A 14,477-nucleotide genomic window follows, 5' to 3' on the forward strand; every position below is an offset into this window, starting at 1 on the left:
TGGGTGCGCTGGACGCACCGAACGCCACATTGGGGCGCATGCCAGGCCCGGCACGAAGCTCGGGCGGGCGAGGTTAACCGGCGGGTCGCGTCACCAGCCTGGCCGTGACCAGGCGGTTCTCGTCGTAGCCCTCCGTGCCGCCGACGTAGTCGCCGCCGCAGGTCACCAGCACCAGCCGGTGCGGGCCGTCCTGGCCGAACCAGCGGGCGGCCTGGGCGGGCAGCGCCTCCTTCGGCACCGTGACGACGTCGTCCACGCGGTAGACCCAGCGGCCGCCGCCCGCGTCGACGACGCTGACCTCGTCGCCGTCGCGCATCCGCCACAGCTCGTCGAACGGCCCGCGCGTGCCCTCCCAGTTCACGTGCCCGGACAGCAGGGCGGCGCCGCGGTCGGCGCCCAGCTTCGCGCCCCACCAGGCGGCGTCGCCGAGCCCGCGCGGGATCGGCAGCACGCCGGTGCCGGTGAGCTCGGTGCGGACCAGCCGGGCGGTGGCGCCGTCGGGCAGCCGGACCGTGCCCGGCCGCTGCTGCGCGGCGGACTCGCTGTCCGCGGGCAGCACGGCCGGGGCCGCGTCCTCCCCCGGCAGCGTGCCGGGCGGCGGGGCCGCCGCCAGCGGCGTCGACGTCGGCGGCAGCCAGGTCAGCACGACGATCCCGGCCGCGAAGGCGGCCACGGCCAGCGCCGCCGAGACCGCGGCCAGCGCGGTGCGCAGCACCTAGTCCGTCCCGGTCTTGCGCCGCTTGCCGAGCAGCAGGGCGACCGCGGCGAAGAAGACCCCGCCGAAGAGCAGGCCGATGCCGAACGGGACGCGGGAGCCGTCACTGCCGGTGTCGGGCGCGGCCGCGCCGAGGTAGCCGGCCGGCACCTGCGTCGGCACGGCGGCCTGCGTGGCGGTCGTGCCGCCCGTCGGGCCGGCCGCCTTGGCGACGAACCCCTTCGGGACCGAGCAGCTGACCCCGCCGAGGACGATCGTGGTCCGCACGTCCTGCAGTGCGGCGCCCTGGGCGTCCTTGACGTGGGTGGTGATCTCGGCCCGCCAGCCGGCGACGGCGGTGTAGTCGCCCCCGCGCCAGCCGTCCTGGCGGATCAGCTGGTCGAAGGCGGCGACGCGGGTCAGCTTGAGGTCCGACAGCGTCGTCTCCCGGTCGGCTCCGGTGATGTCGCCGGGCGGGCCGAGCCGCAGGTTCTTCAGCTGCAGGCCGTCGGTGCCGCCGGGCATCGGGACGATGCCGAGCGCGCCGCCCTGGCGCACCCACAGGCGCGTCACCGACGACGTGCCGGAGAGCTTGGCGGGCCCGGTGCAGTCCACCGCGGTCTTGGCGCCCTCCAGCACCAGCACGGTGTTGTCGGCCGGTTTCGCCCCGCCCTGCCAGTTGTCACGCAGCGCGTAGTTGGTCTCCGCGACGGCGGTGGGCACGGTGGTGGCCTGCAACGCGGCGACGACGTTGTGGTCCCGGCTCGCGACCCCCGGCGGGTACGGGTCCTGTGACGCGCTGTAGCGGCCGAGGTCGATCTGGTAGTGCCCGCCGAAGGTGGCCCGCTCGCCGTCGTCCTTGGGGACCGAGACGCGGTCCGTACCGAGTTTCGACTGGCCGGGCAGCAGCGGCGAACGTTGCGTTTCGGTGATCAGGGCCCCGCCGCGCCGGCCTTCGTCGCCGATCCGCACCGACGCGATGTTCGCGAACGAAACCGGCCCGGTCTTTTCGTCGACCGCCTGGGTCTGCGCCCCCGCCAACCCGGTGCCGACCAGCGGGAACACCACGGCCGTCAAGGCGGCTGCCTTCGTCACGAAACGCGTCATGTCTCCCCACTGCTTTTCCTCGGGCGTGCCGCAAGCGACGAAATGCTCCGCGACAACCTTGCACCGTCGGCCACGACATGCGAAGCCGCAGGGCCAATATCCCACGAACTCACCCGAACGGGGTAATACGACCAGCCGTACCCCGCAGCTCGGCGCCGGACCGGGGCTCCCGGACGGGGGAACACTAGGATGGGCGGTGCCGTTATCGGCAATGACTACGGAATTCATGGTCGCAGACGGCGCAACGCCGCAACGAGCAGCGTGGAGGCGGGAATGGCGACGGTCACGGGGAGTGGCGCCCAGCCGGGGCTCGCGGAGTGCGCGCCGGCGTCCGAAGCGGCGCCCGCGCACCCGTCGCCGTCGGTCCTGACCGACGCAGGCGACCTGCTGCGCGCCCTGGCGGCGCCGGTCCGGATCGCGATCGTGCTGCAGCTGCGGGTGGCCGACCGGTGCGTGCACGAGCTGGTGGACGCCCTCGACGTCGCGCAGCCGCTGATCAGCCAGCACCTGCGGGTGCTCAAGACGGCCGGGGTGGTCCAGGGCGAGCGCCGCGGCCGCGAGGTCGTCTACCGGCTCGCCGACGACCACCTGGCGCACATCGTGGTCGACGCCGTCGCCCACGTGCAGGAAGGAAAGTGATGAACGCCGCCGCGCCGCGCGCCCAGGCCCCGGTGCCCGGGCGCCGATCGACCAAGCAGCGGGCCGCGGTCGTCGAGCTGCTGAGCACGATCGACGACTTCCGCTCGGCCCAGGAACTGCACGACGAGCTGCGCAAACGCGGTGACGGCATCGGCCTGACGACGGTGTACCGCACCCTGCAGTCGCTGTCGGAGGCCGGCGAGATCGACGTGCTGCGCACGGACTCCGGCGAAGCGATCTACCGCCGCTGCTCGGCCCACCACCACCATCACCTGGTGTGCCGGCTGTGCGGCCGCACGGTGGAGGTCGAGGGGCCGGCGGTGGAGCGCTGGGCCGAGAAGATCGCGGCCGAGCACGGCTTTTCGGAGATCTCCCACACGGTCGAGATCACCGGCACCTGCGCGGAGCACTGAGCCCGGGATCGGCTCCACGGCCCGGCCACGCCACGTCGTCGATCGCGAGCCACGGCGCGGCGGCCACGGCGGCCGGCGTGGTCCCGGCGATCGCCCGGACTTCGCGGTGCAGGTGGGACTGGTCGGTGTAGCCGCTCCGGACGGCCACGGTGGCCGCGGCATGCCCCGCCGCGAGCAGGTGCGCGGCGTGGTCGAAGCGCACCAGCCGCGCGGCTCCTTTGGGGGTCAGCCCGAGCTGGGCCCGGAACCGGGACCACAGGCGCTGGCGGCTCCAGCCGACCTCTTCGGCCAAGCCGTCCACCCGCAGCCGTCCCCGGGCGGCGACCGTCCGCCGCCAGGCGTGGGCGACCTCGGGCTCGACCGGGGCGCGAGCGGCCCGTCGGCCGAGGACGTCGGCGGCGATCGTGAACCGTTCGTCCCACGACCGGGCGGCCCGCAACCGGTCCTCGACCTGCTCGGCGTCACGGCCCCAGACCTCGTCCAAGGCCACTACGGTGCCGGTCAGCTCGGCCGGCGCGCCGAGCACCGCGGCCGCGGCCACCGGCGACAGCCGGATCTGGAGACACTCGCCGCCGAGCCCGCCGGTCCGGACGCGGCCGGGAAGCAACCCGGCGACGAAGCTGCCGCGCTCGCGTCGCCCGTCGGCGTCGCAGACGACGCCCCCGGCGTCGCTCAGGTCCACGATCAAGGTGACCGAAGGGTGCGCGACCATGGCGATCTCGACGGGCCCTGCGACCCGCTGGCGGAACCCGGCCATGGCGACCCCCGGCAGCCGGCCCGGGGAACGCGGCACGGCGACGTCCACGTCCGCCCACGTCCAGCCGCTCGACAGCACGAGGGCAGCCTAGGCCGAGGGGCGCCCGGCCGTCGCCGTGAAGCGCAGCAGGAGTTCGCCGGTGGTCTCAGGCGCTTCGAGGAGGGGCACGTGCCCGACGCCGGGCAGCAGCTCGACGCGCGTGTCCGGGACCGGTTCGTACCGGCGCGCCGACGCCGGGTCCCACCGCGGGTCGGCCGCGCCGAAGAGCACCAGGACGGGGCGCCCGAGACCGGCGAGCCGGTCGGGCACGCTCCGCTCGGCGACGTAGGCGGCGTTGCCGCGCAACACTTTCCGGAACGTGCGGTAGGTGATGGTCTCGAGGTCCTCGATCATTCGGGCCGGGATGTCCACCGGGCGCGCGGTCGTCGCGACGACCCCCTTGCGGATCATCGCGTCCGAGCGCCGCGCCCACAGAAGCGGGCCGAACGGCGGGGCGAGCAGGGCCCGGAGGACGAGCGGCTGCGGGAGGAACGCGTCGAGGCTCGGGCCGGTGCTGATCAGCGCGAGCGACCGCACCAGGTCCGGGCGCCGTTCCGCGAGCGAGGTGGCGACGTAACCGCCGCTGGAGTGCCCGGCCACCGCGACCTGCCGCAGCCCGAGGTCGTCGAGCAGCGCGGCCACTCGGCCGGCCTGCGCGGGCACCGCGTACAAGGGCGCGGGCGAGGACCGGCCACACCCGGGGAGATCGACCCGGACGACGTGGTGGTGAGCGGCGAGAGCCCCGGCCATCAGGTCCCACGAGGCGCCGGAGGCCCCCGATCCGTGGACGAGCAGCAGGGGCGGCGCCTCCCGCGGGCCTTCCTGGACAACGTGCATCCCGTGGGCGAAGCCGTGACTGACCATGCGCCGGACGATAAGGGCGCCACCGGCCGCCGGTCTTGGACGAATGTCAGCGCCCGGACGGTCGGCTGCCGGCCCAAGCCTCAGTACTCGTACGGGTCCTTCGGGGCCGGGATCGTCGTGACCGAGGCCGGGGTGAAGTCCGGTGTGTAGCTGTTGTCCCTCGTCGCCGTGCCCGGGACCACCTGGCCCGTCACCTGGATCCAGGCGTCGCTCGCCAGGTGGTCGGCTTCGCCGCCGCGGAGGCGGACCGTCACCGGGAACGCGTCCGCCGCGCAGCAGCTGATCACCAGGCGGGCCAGCAGCGTGCTGCCGCCGGTGTGCACGACGAACCCGGTCAGGGAGACCGTGCGGCCGTTGAGCGTGCCCGCGGTGTCCCAGCCCGCGCGGCTGACGAACTCGTTCACCGGCAACGGCACCACGTTCCCCGCCGGCAGCGCCGGGAACGCGGCGGAGTTGGCGGCGGCCGCGCTCGCCGGCACCCGCGCCTCGGTGCGGATCACCGAGTCCGCGCCCAGCGCGGGCGGGGCGATCAGGAACACCGCCAGCACCGGCACCAGCAGCAGCCAGGCCGGCCGGGTCGAGTGCGCGTGGCCGTCGCCGGCACCGTGTTGGCGGTCCGGAGCGGCCCCGGCAGTCCGGGCGGCACGCAGGTCTCGCAGGATCGCGACGGCGCCCAGCAGCACCATCACCCCGCCGCCCACGATGATCCACGGCTGTTGCGCCGGCTTGACGTAGCGCAGGTAGTCGCCGTTGGCCGCGATCTTGACCAGCGCCCCGCCGAGCAGGATCAGCAGGATGTTCTGAGTCTCCCGTTTCACGCGACCCCCACCAGCACTCCGGCCACGACCGCGCAGGCCGCCGCCACCACGAACGTCACGGGCGCGAACCGCACCGCGAACGACCGGCCGAACGTGCCCGCCTGCAGGGCGAACAGCTTGACGTCGACCGCCGGCCCGACGACCAGGAACACCAGTTTCGGCAGCATCGGCAACGCGGTCAGCGACGCCGCGACGAACGCGTCCGCCTCGCTGCACAGCGCCAGCACCACCGCGAGCACCGCCATCACCACGATGCCCAGCACGATCTGGTCGCCCAGCACACCGAACCACTTCGCCGGCACCAGCACGTTCAGCGCCGACGAGATCAGCGCGCCCAGCACGAGGAACCCGCCGGCCTCGGCCAGGTCGGTCCGCGCGGTCTCGGCGAACACCCGCCACCGCTGCCCGGACGCCACCTCCGGAAGCCGGCGCAACGCGCGTTCGGTGATCCATTCGAGCTTGCCGAAGCGGGCCCACAGCCAGCCCATCACCAGCGCCGTGGCGAGCGAGCCGGCGAACCGGGCCAGCACCATCTCCGGCTTGCCGGGGAACGCGACCGCGGTGGCCACCAGCACCACCGGGTTGACCGCCGGTGCCGCGAGCAGGAACGCCAGCGCCGCGGCGGGCGCCACGCCCTGTCCCATCAGCCGCCGCGCCACGGGAACCGAGGCGCATTCGCAGCCGGGCAGCGCGACCCCGGCGAGCCCGGCGACGCCGACGGCCGCACCGGCCCGGCGGGGCAGCACCTTCTCGAGCACGCGCGCGGGAACGAACGCGGCGATGGCGCCGCTGATCAGCACGCCCAGCACGAGGAACGGCAAGGCCTGGACGCAGACGGCGACGAAGACCGTCGATCCGGTGCGCAGCGCCGGCACGTCGAACAGCTGCTGCAGCTGCCCCTGGCCGAGGATCGCGATCAGCAGGATCGCGCACAGCACCTCGACCGAGCTGATCCGGAACCGGCGGGTGCGCCGGGCGGGCTCGGCCGCGGTGTCGGGAAGGGTGTCCACGCCGTGATGATGCCAGGACCGGCCGGCAGGGCGGGACCCGCACGGGCCGCGAACGGCGGATCACGGTCCGTTTTGGACCCTCATTCGCCGTTCGCGCCGAAAAATCATCCCGCCACTGCCCGGAATGCCGTGAAGGCCTCCTTACCGGCTTTTAAAGCCGGTAAGGAGGCCTTCACGGCTTTTGAGCCCGGTTACTCCGGCAGGATTCCCGGCAGGTCGGTCCGCAACTGCGAAGCGGTCGACACCACCAGCATCAGCAGCGTCCCGAGCGCGGCCGCGTCCAGCCCCGCGGCCGGGAAGGCGTACCGCAGCGTGACGTCGACGCCGTTGTCCGAGTGCCCGATCCCGAGCGTCCCGAACAGTCCCTGCCCCGCGCGCTCGGCGACCGCGACCGACAGTTCCGGCGCGTCCGCCAGGTCCCAGCCGACCACGCAGGTCAGGGTCAGCACTGTGAGGCCTTCGCCCAGCCTGGTCGCCTGGATCACGCAGGGCACGCCACCGTGGGAGAACGTCAGTGCCCCGTCGTCGTCGACGCGGACCTCGAGGTAACGCTCGAGAGCGTCCTTCGCCTGCGTGAGCAGCTCCGCGGTTTCGGCCGCTTCGGTCGCACTCATGAAGAAGCCGCCTGGTCGACAGCGCCGCCGAAGCGCCTGTCCCGCTTCGCGAACTCCAGGCAGGCACGCCACAGGTGCGTCCGGTCGAAGTCCGGGAACAGCGTGTCCTGGTAGACCATCTCGGCGTAGGCCGACTGCCAGAGCAGGAAGTTCGACGTCCGCTGCTCGCCCGAGGGCCGCAGGAACAGGTCCACGTCCGGCATTTCCGGCTGGTACAGGTACTTCCCGATGGTCTTCTCGTTCACCTTGTCGGGGTTCAGCTTCCCGGCGGCGACGTCCTGCGCGATCCGCTGCATCGCGTCGCCCAGCTCGGCCCGGCCGCCGTAGTTGACGCACATCGTCATGTTCAGCGCCGTGTTGTGCTTGGTCTTCTCCTCGGCCGCCTGCAGCTCCTTGATGACCGACGCCCACAGCTTCGGCCGCCGCCCGGCCCAGCGGATCCGCACGCCGATCGAGCCGAGGTAGTCGACCTGGCGGCGGATGGTGTCGCGGTTGAAGCCCATCAGGAACCGCACTTCTTCGGGGCTGCGCTTCCAGTTCTCGGTCGAGAACGCGTACACCGAGAGCCACTTGACGCCCAGCTCGACCGCGCCGCTCGCGACGTCGATCATCACCGCTTCGCCGCGCTTGTGGCCTTCGATCCGCGGCAGGCCGCGCTGGTTGGCCCAGCGGCCGTTGCCGTCCATGACGAGCGCGACGTGCTTGGGCACCAGCTCGCGCGGGATCTCCGGCGGTTTCGCGCCCGACGGGTGCGGATCCGGGGCCCGCAGCTCGTATCGCGACGCCTTGCTCTCGCGTCCCCTGCGCAGCACTGCGAGCCTCCCTGGATGGGTGAAACCGATCGGGCCCGACCTTACTGCCCAGGCGCGGCGGCCTCCCGGGCGCGTCGCTCGACCAGGGGCAGGGACCTCAGCTGACGCTCCAGGTGCCACTGCAGGTGCGCCGCGACCAGGCCGCTCGCGTCGCGGCGGGTGCCGGGCAGGGTCGACTCGGCCAGCGGCCATTCGCCGTGCAGGAGGGCGGTGAGCAGGTCCAGGACCTCCGGGGCGGGGTGCACGCAGCCGGGGACGCGGCAGTCCTGGCACATCGAGCCGCCGGCGGCGACGCTGAACGCGGTGTGCGGGCCCGGCAGGCCGCAGCGGGCGCACTCGGTCAGCGCGGGCGCCCAGCCGGCGTAGGACATCGCGCGGAGGAAGAAGGCGTCGAGCACCAGGGAGGAGTCGCGCTGCCCCTCGGCCAGCGCCCGCAGGGCGCCCACGACGAGGAGGTACAGCTTGAGCACCGGCTCGCCCTCTTCGGCCGACAGCCGGTCCGCGGTTTCGGCGATCGCGCTGGCCGCGGTGTAGCTCTGGTAGTCGGCGACCAGCGGCAGCTGGAACGCGTCCACGGTCTCGACCTGGGTGATGACGTCGAGGGTGCGCCCGGTGTAGAACTGCACGTCGACGTGGCCGAACGGCTCCAGCCGGGCCCCGAAGCGCGACGAGGTGCGCCGCACGCCCTTCGCCACGGCGCGGACCTTGCCGTGCCGCCGCGTGAGCAGGGTGACGATCCGGTCGGCCTCACCCAGCTTGTGCGTGCGCAACACCACCCCGGTGTCGCGGTAGAGGTTCACCACCCCGACATCGTCCCACTGTCGGGCGATGCCGGGGCGGACCGACCCGGGTTCAGCAGTAGTAGCCGGTGCAGTACGTGCTGACGGACGCGGCCGCGGCGATCGTCACGATGATCATGATGATCGCGAAGATCCAGCCGAGCGCCCCGATGATGGTGGCGATCAGGCAGAGCGTGCGCGTGGTGTTGGAGGCCTGCTCCGCCATCGCGTAGTTGCCCTGCATCTTGTACGTCTTGACCTCGTTGGACTTCATGATCGCGAAGATCGCGAGGATCCACATGAGGAAGATGCAGCCGATCGCCCAGCCCTTGTACTCCTTGATGGCGTTGATGTCGCCGGGACCGCCGGGCGCGCCGTAGCCGGGGGCACCGTAGCCCGGGGCACCGAAGCCGCCGGTGGGCGGCTGGCCGTACGGCGCGGGCTGGCCGTAGGGCTGCGCGGGCATGCCGCCGGACGGCGGTCCGTAGCCGGGCTGCGGCGGCTGCTGACCGTAGGGCTGCTGCTGGCCGTAGGGATTGGTCATGAACTTCTACCCCAACTATGAGTGAACTTCCCCCGGGTGACCCCGGCGGTGGTGCGGGACCGGGTCAGCGCTGCGGCGGCTGGTCGGTCGGCGGCTGCTGCCCGAACTGGCCCGGCTGGAGCTTCTGGGTTTCCCCGGCCCCGCCCTGGTTTTCCGGACGCAGCATCTGGGTGCGCTCCGCCTGCTCGTCGAAGGCGGACCCGCCCCCGGCGTCCGGGCGGAGCATCTGCGTGCGCTCGGCCTGCTCGTCGAACGCCGAGCCGGCCGGCGGCTGCTGGCCGAAGCCACCCGGCTGCGGCGGCTGGCCGAACGCGCCCTGCTGCGGGGGCTGCCCGAAACCACCGGACGACGGCTGCTGCGGGAACCCGCCGGATGCGGGCTGCTGCGGGAAGCCACCGGAGGACGGCGGCTGGCCGAACCCACCCGGGGCGGGCTGGCCGAAGCCGCCGGACTGCGGCTGGCCGAACTGACCGGGCTGACCCGGCTGCTGGCCCGCCGGCGGGTAACCCCCGGCGAACGGCTGGGCGCCCGGCTGGCCGAACGGGGCCTGACCGGCGGCGGCCGACGCGTCGGCCTGCACCACCACGGTGCTCACGATCTTGTCCGCGAACGTCTGGGTCTTGTCGTCCCACAGCGGCCACAGGAAACCGAGGTAGCAGGGCAGGGCGTCGGCGATGTGGGCGAGGTCGCGGAGGAAGGCCGTGCCCACGCCGACCGGCTGCCCGGTCTGCTCGGAAACCAGCTTGATGCCGAGGATGCGCTTGCCGAGGGACTGGCCGGTGTTGCCCTGCTGGATCCACCGGTTGTAGATGGCCCAGCCCAGGCCCACGAGCCCGCCGAGCCCGTACAGGATGCTGCCGACGACCTGTGCGCCGCTGGCCACCAGCACGAGCGCCAGCAGGTCGATGACGAGGATCGGGGAGACGTCGATCAGGTAGGCACCGGCGCGCTGGCCCCAGTTCGCGTAGTTCCGCGGCGCGCCGAAGGGACCGCCCTGCTGGCCGAACGGCGCGGGCTGCCCGAACGGTGCCTGCTGCCCGTAGGGCGCGGGCTGGCCGTACGGCGCCTGCCCCGGCTGCGGCTGTCCGAACGGCTGCTGGCCACCGGGCTGCTGCCCGAAGGACTGCTGGCCGTAGGGATCGGTCATTGGGTCTCCCCCTCGCTGTTCACTCCACCGCACACCCCGTGCGGACCCGCCGGGCGTACGGCGCGGTCCGCGGGAGCGTACTCCGTTCGGGTTCGGCCGCGCTGCCCAGGCATCAGCTGTCCGGGTGATTCGCACGCGTGGCTCCGACGCACGGCGCGGCCCGCCGGTTCCCGGCCGCCCGGATCAGACGTGCAGGGCCGTGAACGGCGCGAACGGCAGGTTGCGGATGACGAACCAGACGACGAACACGACCGAAAAAACCAGGGGCGTCCAGCGCCAGTGCAGCCAGCTGGTCACCGCGCGCCCGCGCAGGCGCCCGGTGGTCCACGCGACCATGCTCCACACGAACAGGAGAACGACCACAAAGGACACGGCGTTGTAGTGCAGGGCCGCCGGGATGTCGCCGTGCATCAGGCTGTAGGCCATCCGCATGCCACCGCAGCCCGGGCAGTCGATGCCGAAGAGCGTCTTGGTCGGGCAGACCGGCAGGAACCCGCCGGGGGTGGTCGGGTCGCCGACCCAGACCACCGCGCAGCAGACGCCCAGCCCGGCGACGACGGCCAGCGGCGGCGCGAGCGCCCGGAGCGTGGCCTTCGCCCCCTGGGCGGGGATTCCCGTGTAGACGGTCGTGGTGGTCATCTCGGCAACCACGCGGCCGTCCCGACGAGGACGACGAAGAAAATGACGTAGAGCAGCAGGAGGATCCCGGTCGCGATGGCCGACCACATCGCCCACTTGCGGGCGTCCGCGGCCGCCTTCTGCGCCTCGGCGTGGAAGCCCTGGAACCAGAGGGAATTGACCTGGCTGGACTTCACGATCGAGACGACACCCAGGGGCAGGCAGCACAAGACGGTGGACAGGATCGCCCACACCATGTTGTTGTCCGGCGGCGGCCCGTAGTTCGGGGGCGGGTAGCCGTAGCCATAGCCGGGGGGCGGCCCGCCCGGGGGCGGGTACGGCGGCGGGTACTGGTCGGTCACCGGGGTCCTCCTGCTGCTTCGCTACGTCAGTACCGCGGCGTGGTGCCGAACGTGAAGACGCCGGCGATCGAGAGGATGACCGCCAGGACGATCCACGCGACGCCGACGACGGCGGAGATGATCGCCCACTTCTTGGCGGAGTTGGCGGTTTCCTGCGCCGCGGCGTGCTGCCCCTGCGCCCACAGCCCGTTCACCTTCGCGGCCTGGACGATCGACACGACGCCGAACGGGAGGCAGCAGAACAGGGTGGTGAGGATGGCCCAGACGAGGTTGTTGCTCGGCGGCGGCCCCGGCTGGTAGCCACCGGGCTGACCGCCCGGGTAGTTCGGCTGGTCGCCGGGGTAGTTGGGCATGCCCTGGCTGTCGGTCATGATCTGTTGTTCCCCTTCGTCGTGCTCCGTGGACGACCACCCGGTCCGCTGCCGCCCCGACCGGCCGCGGTGTGGTCGAAGCCGCGACTGTAGGGGTCCGGAGGCCCCCGCGTCCGGCGTTTCCTCCCGCCGCGACCGAAATGAGATCAGGAATTCTTCCGAACGGGGAACTCGCAGGTCAGAAGCCGAGCCGGCGCAGCTGCCGCGGGTCGCGCTGCCAGTCCTTGGCCACCTTGATGTGCAGGTCGAGGTAGACCTTCGAGCCCAGCAGCCGCTCGATGTGCTTGCGGGCGGTGGCGCCGACCTCGCGCAGCCGTTCGCCCTTGTGCCCGAGGATGATCCCCTTCTGGCTGGGGCGTTCGACGTAGAGGAACGCGTGCACGTCGATCAGGTCGTCGCGGCCTTCGCGGGGCAGCATCTCCTCGACGGTGACGGCGATCGAGTGCGGCAGCTCGTCGCGGACGCCTTCCAGCGCCGCCTCGCGGATCAGCTCGGCGACCAGGGTCTGCTCGGGTTCGTCGGTGAGCTCGCCGCCGGGGTAGAGCTGCGGGCCCTCGGGCAGCCGCTGGACCAGCAGGTCGGCCAGGGTGCCGACCTGGAAGCCGTCCACTGCGGACACCGGGACGAGCTCGGCGAACTCCATCACTTGCTGCAGGGCAAGCAACTGTTCGGCGACCTGCTGGGGCTGGACGAGGTCGGTCTTGGTGACGATCCCGATGACCGGCGTCCGCTTGGCGATCTTCTGCAGCTCGGCGGCGATGAACTTGTCGCCGGGGCCGATCTTCTCGTTCGCCGGCACGCAGAAGCCGACGACGTCCACTTCGGACCACGTCGTGTGCACGATGTCGTTGAGCCGCTCGCCGAGCAGGGTGCGCGGACGGTGCAGGCCGGGCGTGTCGATGAGGACGAGCTGGGCGTCCTCGCGGTGGACGATGCCGCGGATGGCGTGCCGGGTGGTCTGCGGCTTGCTGGAGGTGATCGCGACCTTGGTGCCGACGAGGGCGTTGGTCAGCGTCGACTTGCCGGCGTTGGGCCGTCCGACGAAGCAGGCGAAGCCGGAGCGGTGCTCGGTCATCGGGTGAGCACCTGGAGGATCTCGCCGCGCGGGTCGGCGAGGATGATCGGGGCGTCCTTCGCGAGGTCGCGGACCGCGTGCACGGACGCTTCCTTGAGCAGGCCCTCGCCGGTGACGACGGCGGCGGCTTCGATGCCCTCGGCGCCGCTGGAGAGGGCGGCGGCGACCGCGGCCTGGAGCGCGGTGAGCTTGAACGAGGGCTGGTCGACCGTGCCGGCGGCGTAGGTGCGGCCGTCGGTGTCGCGGACCGCGGCGCCTTCGGCGGCCTGGATGCGGGCGCGCGAGGACCGGGCCAGCGTGACCAGCTTCCGGTCGTCGGCCTCGAGGTCAGGCATGTTCGACGCTCCTGTCGCGTTCGTCGGGGTGGGGCAAGCGCGTGCGGCGCCGGGCGCTGCGGTCGGCCGGGTCCGTCACCGCGTCGGCGTCGGCCGGGTGCACCACCACGGAGGTGATCCGCATGCGGCCGCGCCGGTCCTTGCCCCCTTCGGCGAACAGCCGAAGGCCGGCGACCTCGGCTTCGGCCCCCGGCAGCGGGACCCTACCCAGTCGTTCCGCGAGCAGCCCGCCCACGGTCTCCACGTCGTGGTCTTCGAGGTCGACGCCGAACAGCTCGCTCAGGTCGTCGACGCTCATCCGGGACGACACGCGGACGGCGCCGCCGTCGAGCTCCTCGACCTCCGGTCGCTCGTCGGCGTCGGATTCGTCGGTGATCTCGCCGACGATCTCCTCGAGGACGTCCTCGATGGTGAGCAGGCCCGCCGTGCCGCCGTACTCGTCGACGGCGATCGCCATGTGGTTGTGCGAGCGCTGCATCTCCTTGAGCAGCTCGTCGAGCCGTTTCGAGTCGGGGACGAACGAGGCCGGGTTCATCACGGCGGTGACGAGCGTGGCCGGCCCGTCGGGGTCGAGGTAGGCCGCCATGAGGTCCTTGATGTTGACGACGCCCGCGATGTCGTCGACGGACTCGTCGATGACCGGCAGCCGGGTGAAGCCGGTGCGCAGGGCCAGCGCCAGTGCCTGGCGCACGGTCTTGGTGCGCTCGATCCAGACGATCTCGGTGCGCGGCACCATGACCTCGCGGGCGACGGTGTCGCCGAGCTCGAACACCGAGTGGATCATCTCGCGTTCGGAGTCCTCGACGACGCCGCGTTCCTGAGCGAGGTCGACGAGCTCGCGCAGCTCGACCTCGGAGGTGAACGGGCCTTCGCGGAAGCCCTGGCCGGGCGTGATGGCGTTACCGATGAGGATGAGCAGCCGGGACAGCGGGCCGAGGACGGAACCGAGGACGCGGACGGGCCCGGCGACGTAGCGCCCGATGCGGTAGGGGTGCTGGCGGCCGAGGGTGCGGGGGCCGACGCCGATGAGGACGTAGCTGACGACGACCATGACGACGGCGGCGACGAGCACCGCGAGGCCGAGCGGCTCGAGCCGGGTACCCACGAACACCGTGACCAGCACGGTCGCGGTGAGCTCGCAGCCGAGGCGGAGCAGGAGCAGCAGGTTGATGTGCCGCCGTCGTTCGGCGACGACGGCGGCGAGCTGGCTGGCGCCGGGCAGGCCGAGCCGGGCGAGCCCTTCGGCCCGGGCCTGCGAAACGGTGCTGATGGCCGCGTCGGCCGCCGCGAACACGCCGGCCAGGAGGACGAGCGCGATCGCGAAGAGGAGCTGGTCCATGGCTGGCGCCTAGTACCGCGCTTCGGAGGTCAGGCGCCGGCCCGGCAATGCGCCCCAATGTGGCGTTGGTTGCGTTGGACGCACCCAATGTGGCGTTCGGTGCGTCCAACGCACCGAACGCCACATTGGGGCGCTTGGGA

Annotated in this window: 19 protein-coding genes; 2 read left to right on the top strand and 17 right to left on the bottom strand. The window is 72.5% G+C overall.

The window, feature by feature from the left end; translation table 11 throughout:
* Positions 1 to 73: 73 nt before the first annotated feature.
* Together AB0G28_RS17835 and AB0G28_RS17840 are read right to left on the bottom strand one after the other, a co-directional pair.
* The gene (locus AB0G28_RS17835) at positions 74 to 715 is read right to left on the bottom strand and encodes a class F sortase (protein ID WP_361089518.1); all 642 of its coding nucleotides are present in this window, start codon (positions 713 to 715) and stop codon (positions 74 to 76) included.
* Positions 716 to 1,801: a hypothetical protein gene (locus AB0G28_RS17840; RefSeq protein WP_361089520.1), complete on the bottom strand. Its 1,086-nt coding sequence runs from the start codon at positions 1,799 to 1,801 to the stop codon at positions 716 to 718.
* A 273-nt stretch (positions 1,802 to 2,074) separates the two neighbouring features.
* Here AB0G28_RS17840 and AB0G28_RS17845 point away from each other — a divergent pair, with 273 nt between their 5' ends.
* Both AB0G28_RS17845 and AB0G28_RS17850 read left to right on the top strand, forming a co-directional pair.
* Positions 2,075 to 2,440 (top strand): metalloregulator ArsR/SmtB family transcription factor, encoded by a 366-nt coding sequence (locus AB0G28_RS17845; RefSeq protein ID WP_361089522.1) that lies wholly within the window; start codon positions 2,075 to 2,077, stop codon positions 2,438 to 2,440.
* On the top strand, positions 2,440 to 2,853 hold the full coding sequence (locus AB0G28_RS17850) for a Fur family transcriptional regulator (RefSeq protein WP_361089524.1): 414 nt from the start codon (positions 2,440 to 2,442) through the stop codon (positions 2,851 to 2,853). Before AB0G28_RS17845 ends, AB0G28_RS17850 begins: the two co-directional genes overlap by 1 nt.
* Here the strand turns inward: AB0G28_RS17850 and AB0G28_RS17855 are convergent.
* The 15 genes from AB0G28_RS17855 to AB0G28_RS17925 all read right to left on the bottom strand — a co-directional run bounded on the left by AB0G28_RS17855 (position 2,828) and on the right by AB0G28_RS17925 (position 14,337).
* The gene (locus tag AB0G28_RS17855; RefSeq protein WP_361089526.1) at positions 2,828 to 3,688 is read right to left on the bottom strand and encodes a helix-turn-helix domain-containing protein; all 861 of its coding nucleotides are present in this window, start codon (positions 3,686 to 3,688) and stop codon (positions 2,828 to 2,830) included. The two genes, AB0G28_RS17850 and AB0G28_RS17855, sit on opposite strands and share 26 nt — an antisense overlap.
* A gap of 9 nt (positions 3,689 to 3,697) precedes the next feature.
* Complete coding sequence (locus AB0G28_RS17860; RefSeq protein WP_361089528.1) at positions 3,698 to 4,513, bottom strand: alpha/beta fold hydrolase; 816 nt, start codon at positions 4,511 to 4,513, stop codon at positions 3,698 to 3,700.
* An 80-nt stretch (positions 4,514 to 4,593) separates the two neighbouring features.
* A complete protein-coding gene (locus AB0G28_RS17865; RefSeq protein ID WP_361089530.1) occupies positions 4,594 to 5,331 on the bottom strand; it encodes a TIGR03943 family protein in 738 nt (245 codons plus the stop codon).
* Positions 5,328 to 6,341, bottom strand: coding sequence for a permease (locus tag AB0G28_RS17870; protein ID WP_361089532.1), 1,014 nt, complete (start codon positions 6,339 to 6,341; stop codon positions 5,328 to 5,330). Before AB0G28_RS17870 ends, AB0G28_RS17865 begins: the two co-directional genes overlap by 4 nt.
* Positions 6,342 to 6,532: 191 nt before the next feature.
* The gene (locus AB0G28_RS17875) at positions 6,533 to 6,955 is read right to left on the bottom strand and encodes a YbjN domain-containing protein (RefSeq protein WP_361089534.1); all 423 of its coding nucleotides are present in this window, start codon (positions 6,953 to 6,955) and stop codon (positions 6,533 to 6,535) included.
* Positions 6,952 to 7,767: an isoprenyl transferase gene (locus AB0G28_RS17880; protein ID WP_361089536.1), complete on the bottom strand. Its 816-nt coding sequence runs from the start codon at positions 7,765 to 7,767 to the stop codon at positions 6,952 to 6,954. Before AB0G28_RS17880 ends, AB0G28_RS17875 begins: the two co-directional genes overlap by 4 nt.
* Before the next feature lie 41 nt (positions 7,768 to 7,808).
* On the bottom strand, positions 7,809 to 8,570 hold the full coding sequence (gene recO, locus AB0G28_RS17885) for a DNA repair protein RecO (RefSeq protein ID WP_361089538.1): 762 nt from the start codon (positions 8,568 to 8,570) through the stop codon (positions 7,809 to 7,811).
* 49 nt (positions 8,571 to 8,619) lie between these two features.
* Positions 8,620 to 9,090 carry a CD225/dispanin family protein gene (locus tag AB0G28_RS17890; protein WP_361089540.1) on the bottom strand — a complete coding sequence of 157 codons (471 nt, stop codon included), beginning with the start codon at positions 9,088 to 9,090 and terminating at the stop codon, positions 8,620 to 8,622.
* Positions 9,091 to 9,154: 64 nt separating this feature from the next.
* Positions 9,155 to 10,237, bottom strand: coding sequence for an RDD family protein (locus AB0G28_RS17895; protein WP_361089542.1), 1,083 nt, complete (start codon positions 10,235 to 10,237; stop codon positions 9,155 to 9,157).
* Between the two features lie 183 nt (positions 10,238 to 10,420).
* Entirely contained in the window at positions 10,421 to 10,876 is a 456-nt protein-coding gene (locus AB0G28_RS17900) for a DUF2752 domain-containing protein (RefSeq protein ID WP_361089544.1), read from the bottom strand.
* Entirely contained in the window at positions 10,873 to 11,217 is a 345-nt protein-coding gene (locus tag AB0G28_RS17905) for a CD225/dispanin family protein (RefSeq protein WP_361089546.1), read from the bottom strand. Before AB0G28_RS17905 ends, AB0G28_RS17900 begins: the two co-directional genes overlap by 4 nt.
* Positions 11,218 to 11,243: 26 nt before the next feature.
* Complete coding sequence (locus AB0G28_RS17910) at positions 11,244 to 11,588, bottom strand: CD225/dispanin family protein (protein ID WP_020645740.1); 345 nt, start codon at positions 11,586 to 11,588, stop codon at positions 11,244 to 11,246.
* A gap of 178 nt (positions 11,589 to 11,766) precedes the next feature.
* A complete protein-coding gene (gene era, locus AB0G28_RS17915; protein WP_361089548.1) occupies positions 11,767 to 12,663 on the bottom strand; it encodes a GTPase Era in 897 nt (298 codons plus the stop codon).
* Positions 12,660 to 12,998 carry a cytidine deaminase gene (locus tag AB0G28_RS17920; protein WP_361089550.1) on the bottom strand — a complete coding sequence of 113 codons (339 nt, stop codon included), beginning with the start codon at positions 12,996 to 12,998 and terminating at the stop codon, positions 12,660 to 12,662. Before AB0G28_RS17920 ends, era begins: the two co-directional genes overlap by 4 nt.
* On the bottom strand, positions 12,991 to 14,337 hold the full coding sequence (locus tag AB0G28_RS17925; protein ID WP_361089552.1) for a hemolysin family protein: 1,347 nt from the start codon (positions 14,335 to 14,337) through the stop codon (positions 12,991 to 12,993). The genes AB0G28_RS17920 and AB0G28_RS17925 overlap by 8 nt, the downstream gene beginning before the upstream one ends.
* Between the last annotated feature and the right edge of the window lie 140 nt (positions 14,338 to 14,477).

It is taken from the genome of Amycolatopsis sp. NPDC021455 (genome assembly GCF_040640995.1).
Lineage (GTDB): Bacteria > Actinomycetota > Actinomycetes > Mycobacteriales > Pseudonocardiaceae > Amycolatopsis.

Coding starts and splice junctions, on each gene's coding strand:
- AB0G28_RS17840 (WP_361089520.1), bottom strand. CDS start 1,801: ATGACGCGTTTCGTGACGAAGGCAGCCGCCTTGACGGCCGTGGTGTTC.
- AB0G28_RS17845 (WP_361089522.1), top strand. CDS start 2,075: ATGGCGACGGTCACGGGGAGTGGCGCCCAGCCGGGGCTCGCGGAGTGC.
- AB0G28_RS17850 (WP_361089524.1), top strand. CDS start 2,440: ATGAACGCCGCCGCGCCGCGCGCCCAGGCCCCGGTGCCCGGGCGCCGA.
- AB0G28_RS17860 (WP_361089528.1), bottom strand. CDS start 4,513: ATGGTCAGTCACGGCTTCGCCCACGGGATGCACGTTGTCCAGGAAGGC.
- AB0G28_RS17875 (WP_361089534.1), bottom strand. CDS start 6,955: ATGAGTGCGACCGAAGCGGCCGAAACCGCGGAGCTGCTCACGCAGGCG.
- AB0G28_RS17890 (WP_361089540.1), bottom strand. CDS start 9,090: ATGACCAATCCCTACGGCCAGCAGCAGCCCTACGGTCAGCAGCCGCCG.
- AB0G28_RS17895 (WP_361089542.1), bottom strand. CDS start 10,237: ATGACCGATCCCTACGGCCAGCAGTCCTTCGGGCAGCAGCCCGGTGGC.
- AB0G28_RS17900 (WP_361089544.1), bottom strand. CDS start 10,876: ATGACCACCACGACCGTCTACACGGGAATCCCCGCCCAGGGGGCGAAG.
- AB0G28_RS17910 (WP_020645740.1), bottom strand. CDS start 11,588: ATGACCGACAGCCAGGGCATGCCCAACTACCCCGGCGACCAGCCGAAC.
- era (WP_361089548.1), bottom strand. CDS start 12,663: ATGACCGAGCACCGCTCCGGCTTCGCCTGCTTCGTCGGACGGCCCAAC.
- AB0G28_RS17920 (WP_361089550.1), bottom strand. CDS start 12,998: ATGCCTGACCTCGAGGCCGACGACCGGAAGCTGGTCACGCTGGCCCGG.
- AB0G28_RS17925 (WP_361089552.1), bottom strand. CDS start 14,337: ATGGACCAGCTCCTCTTCGCGATCGCGCTCGTCCTCCTGGCCGGCGTG.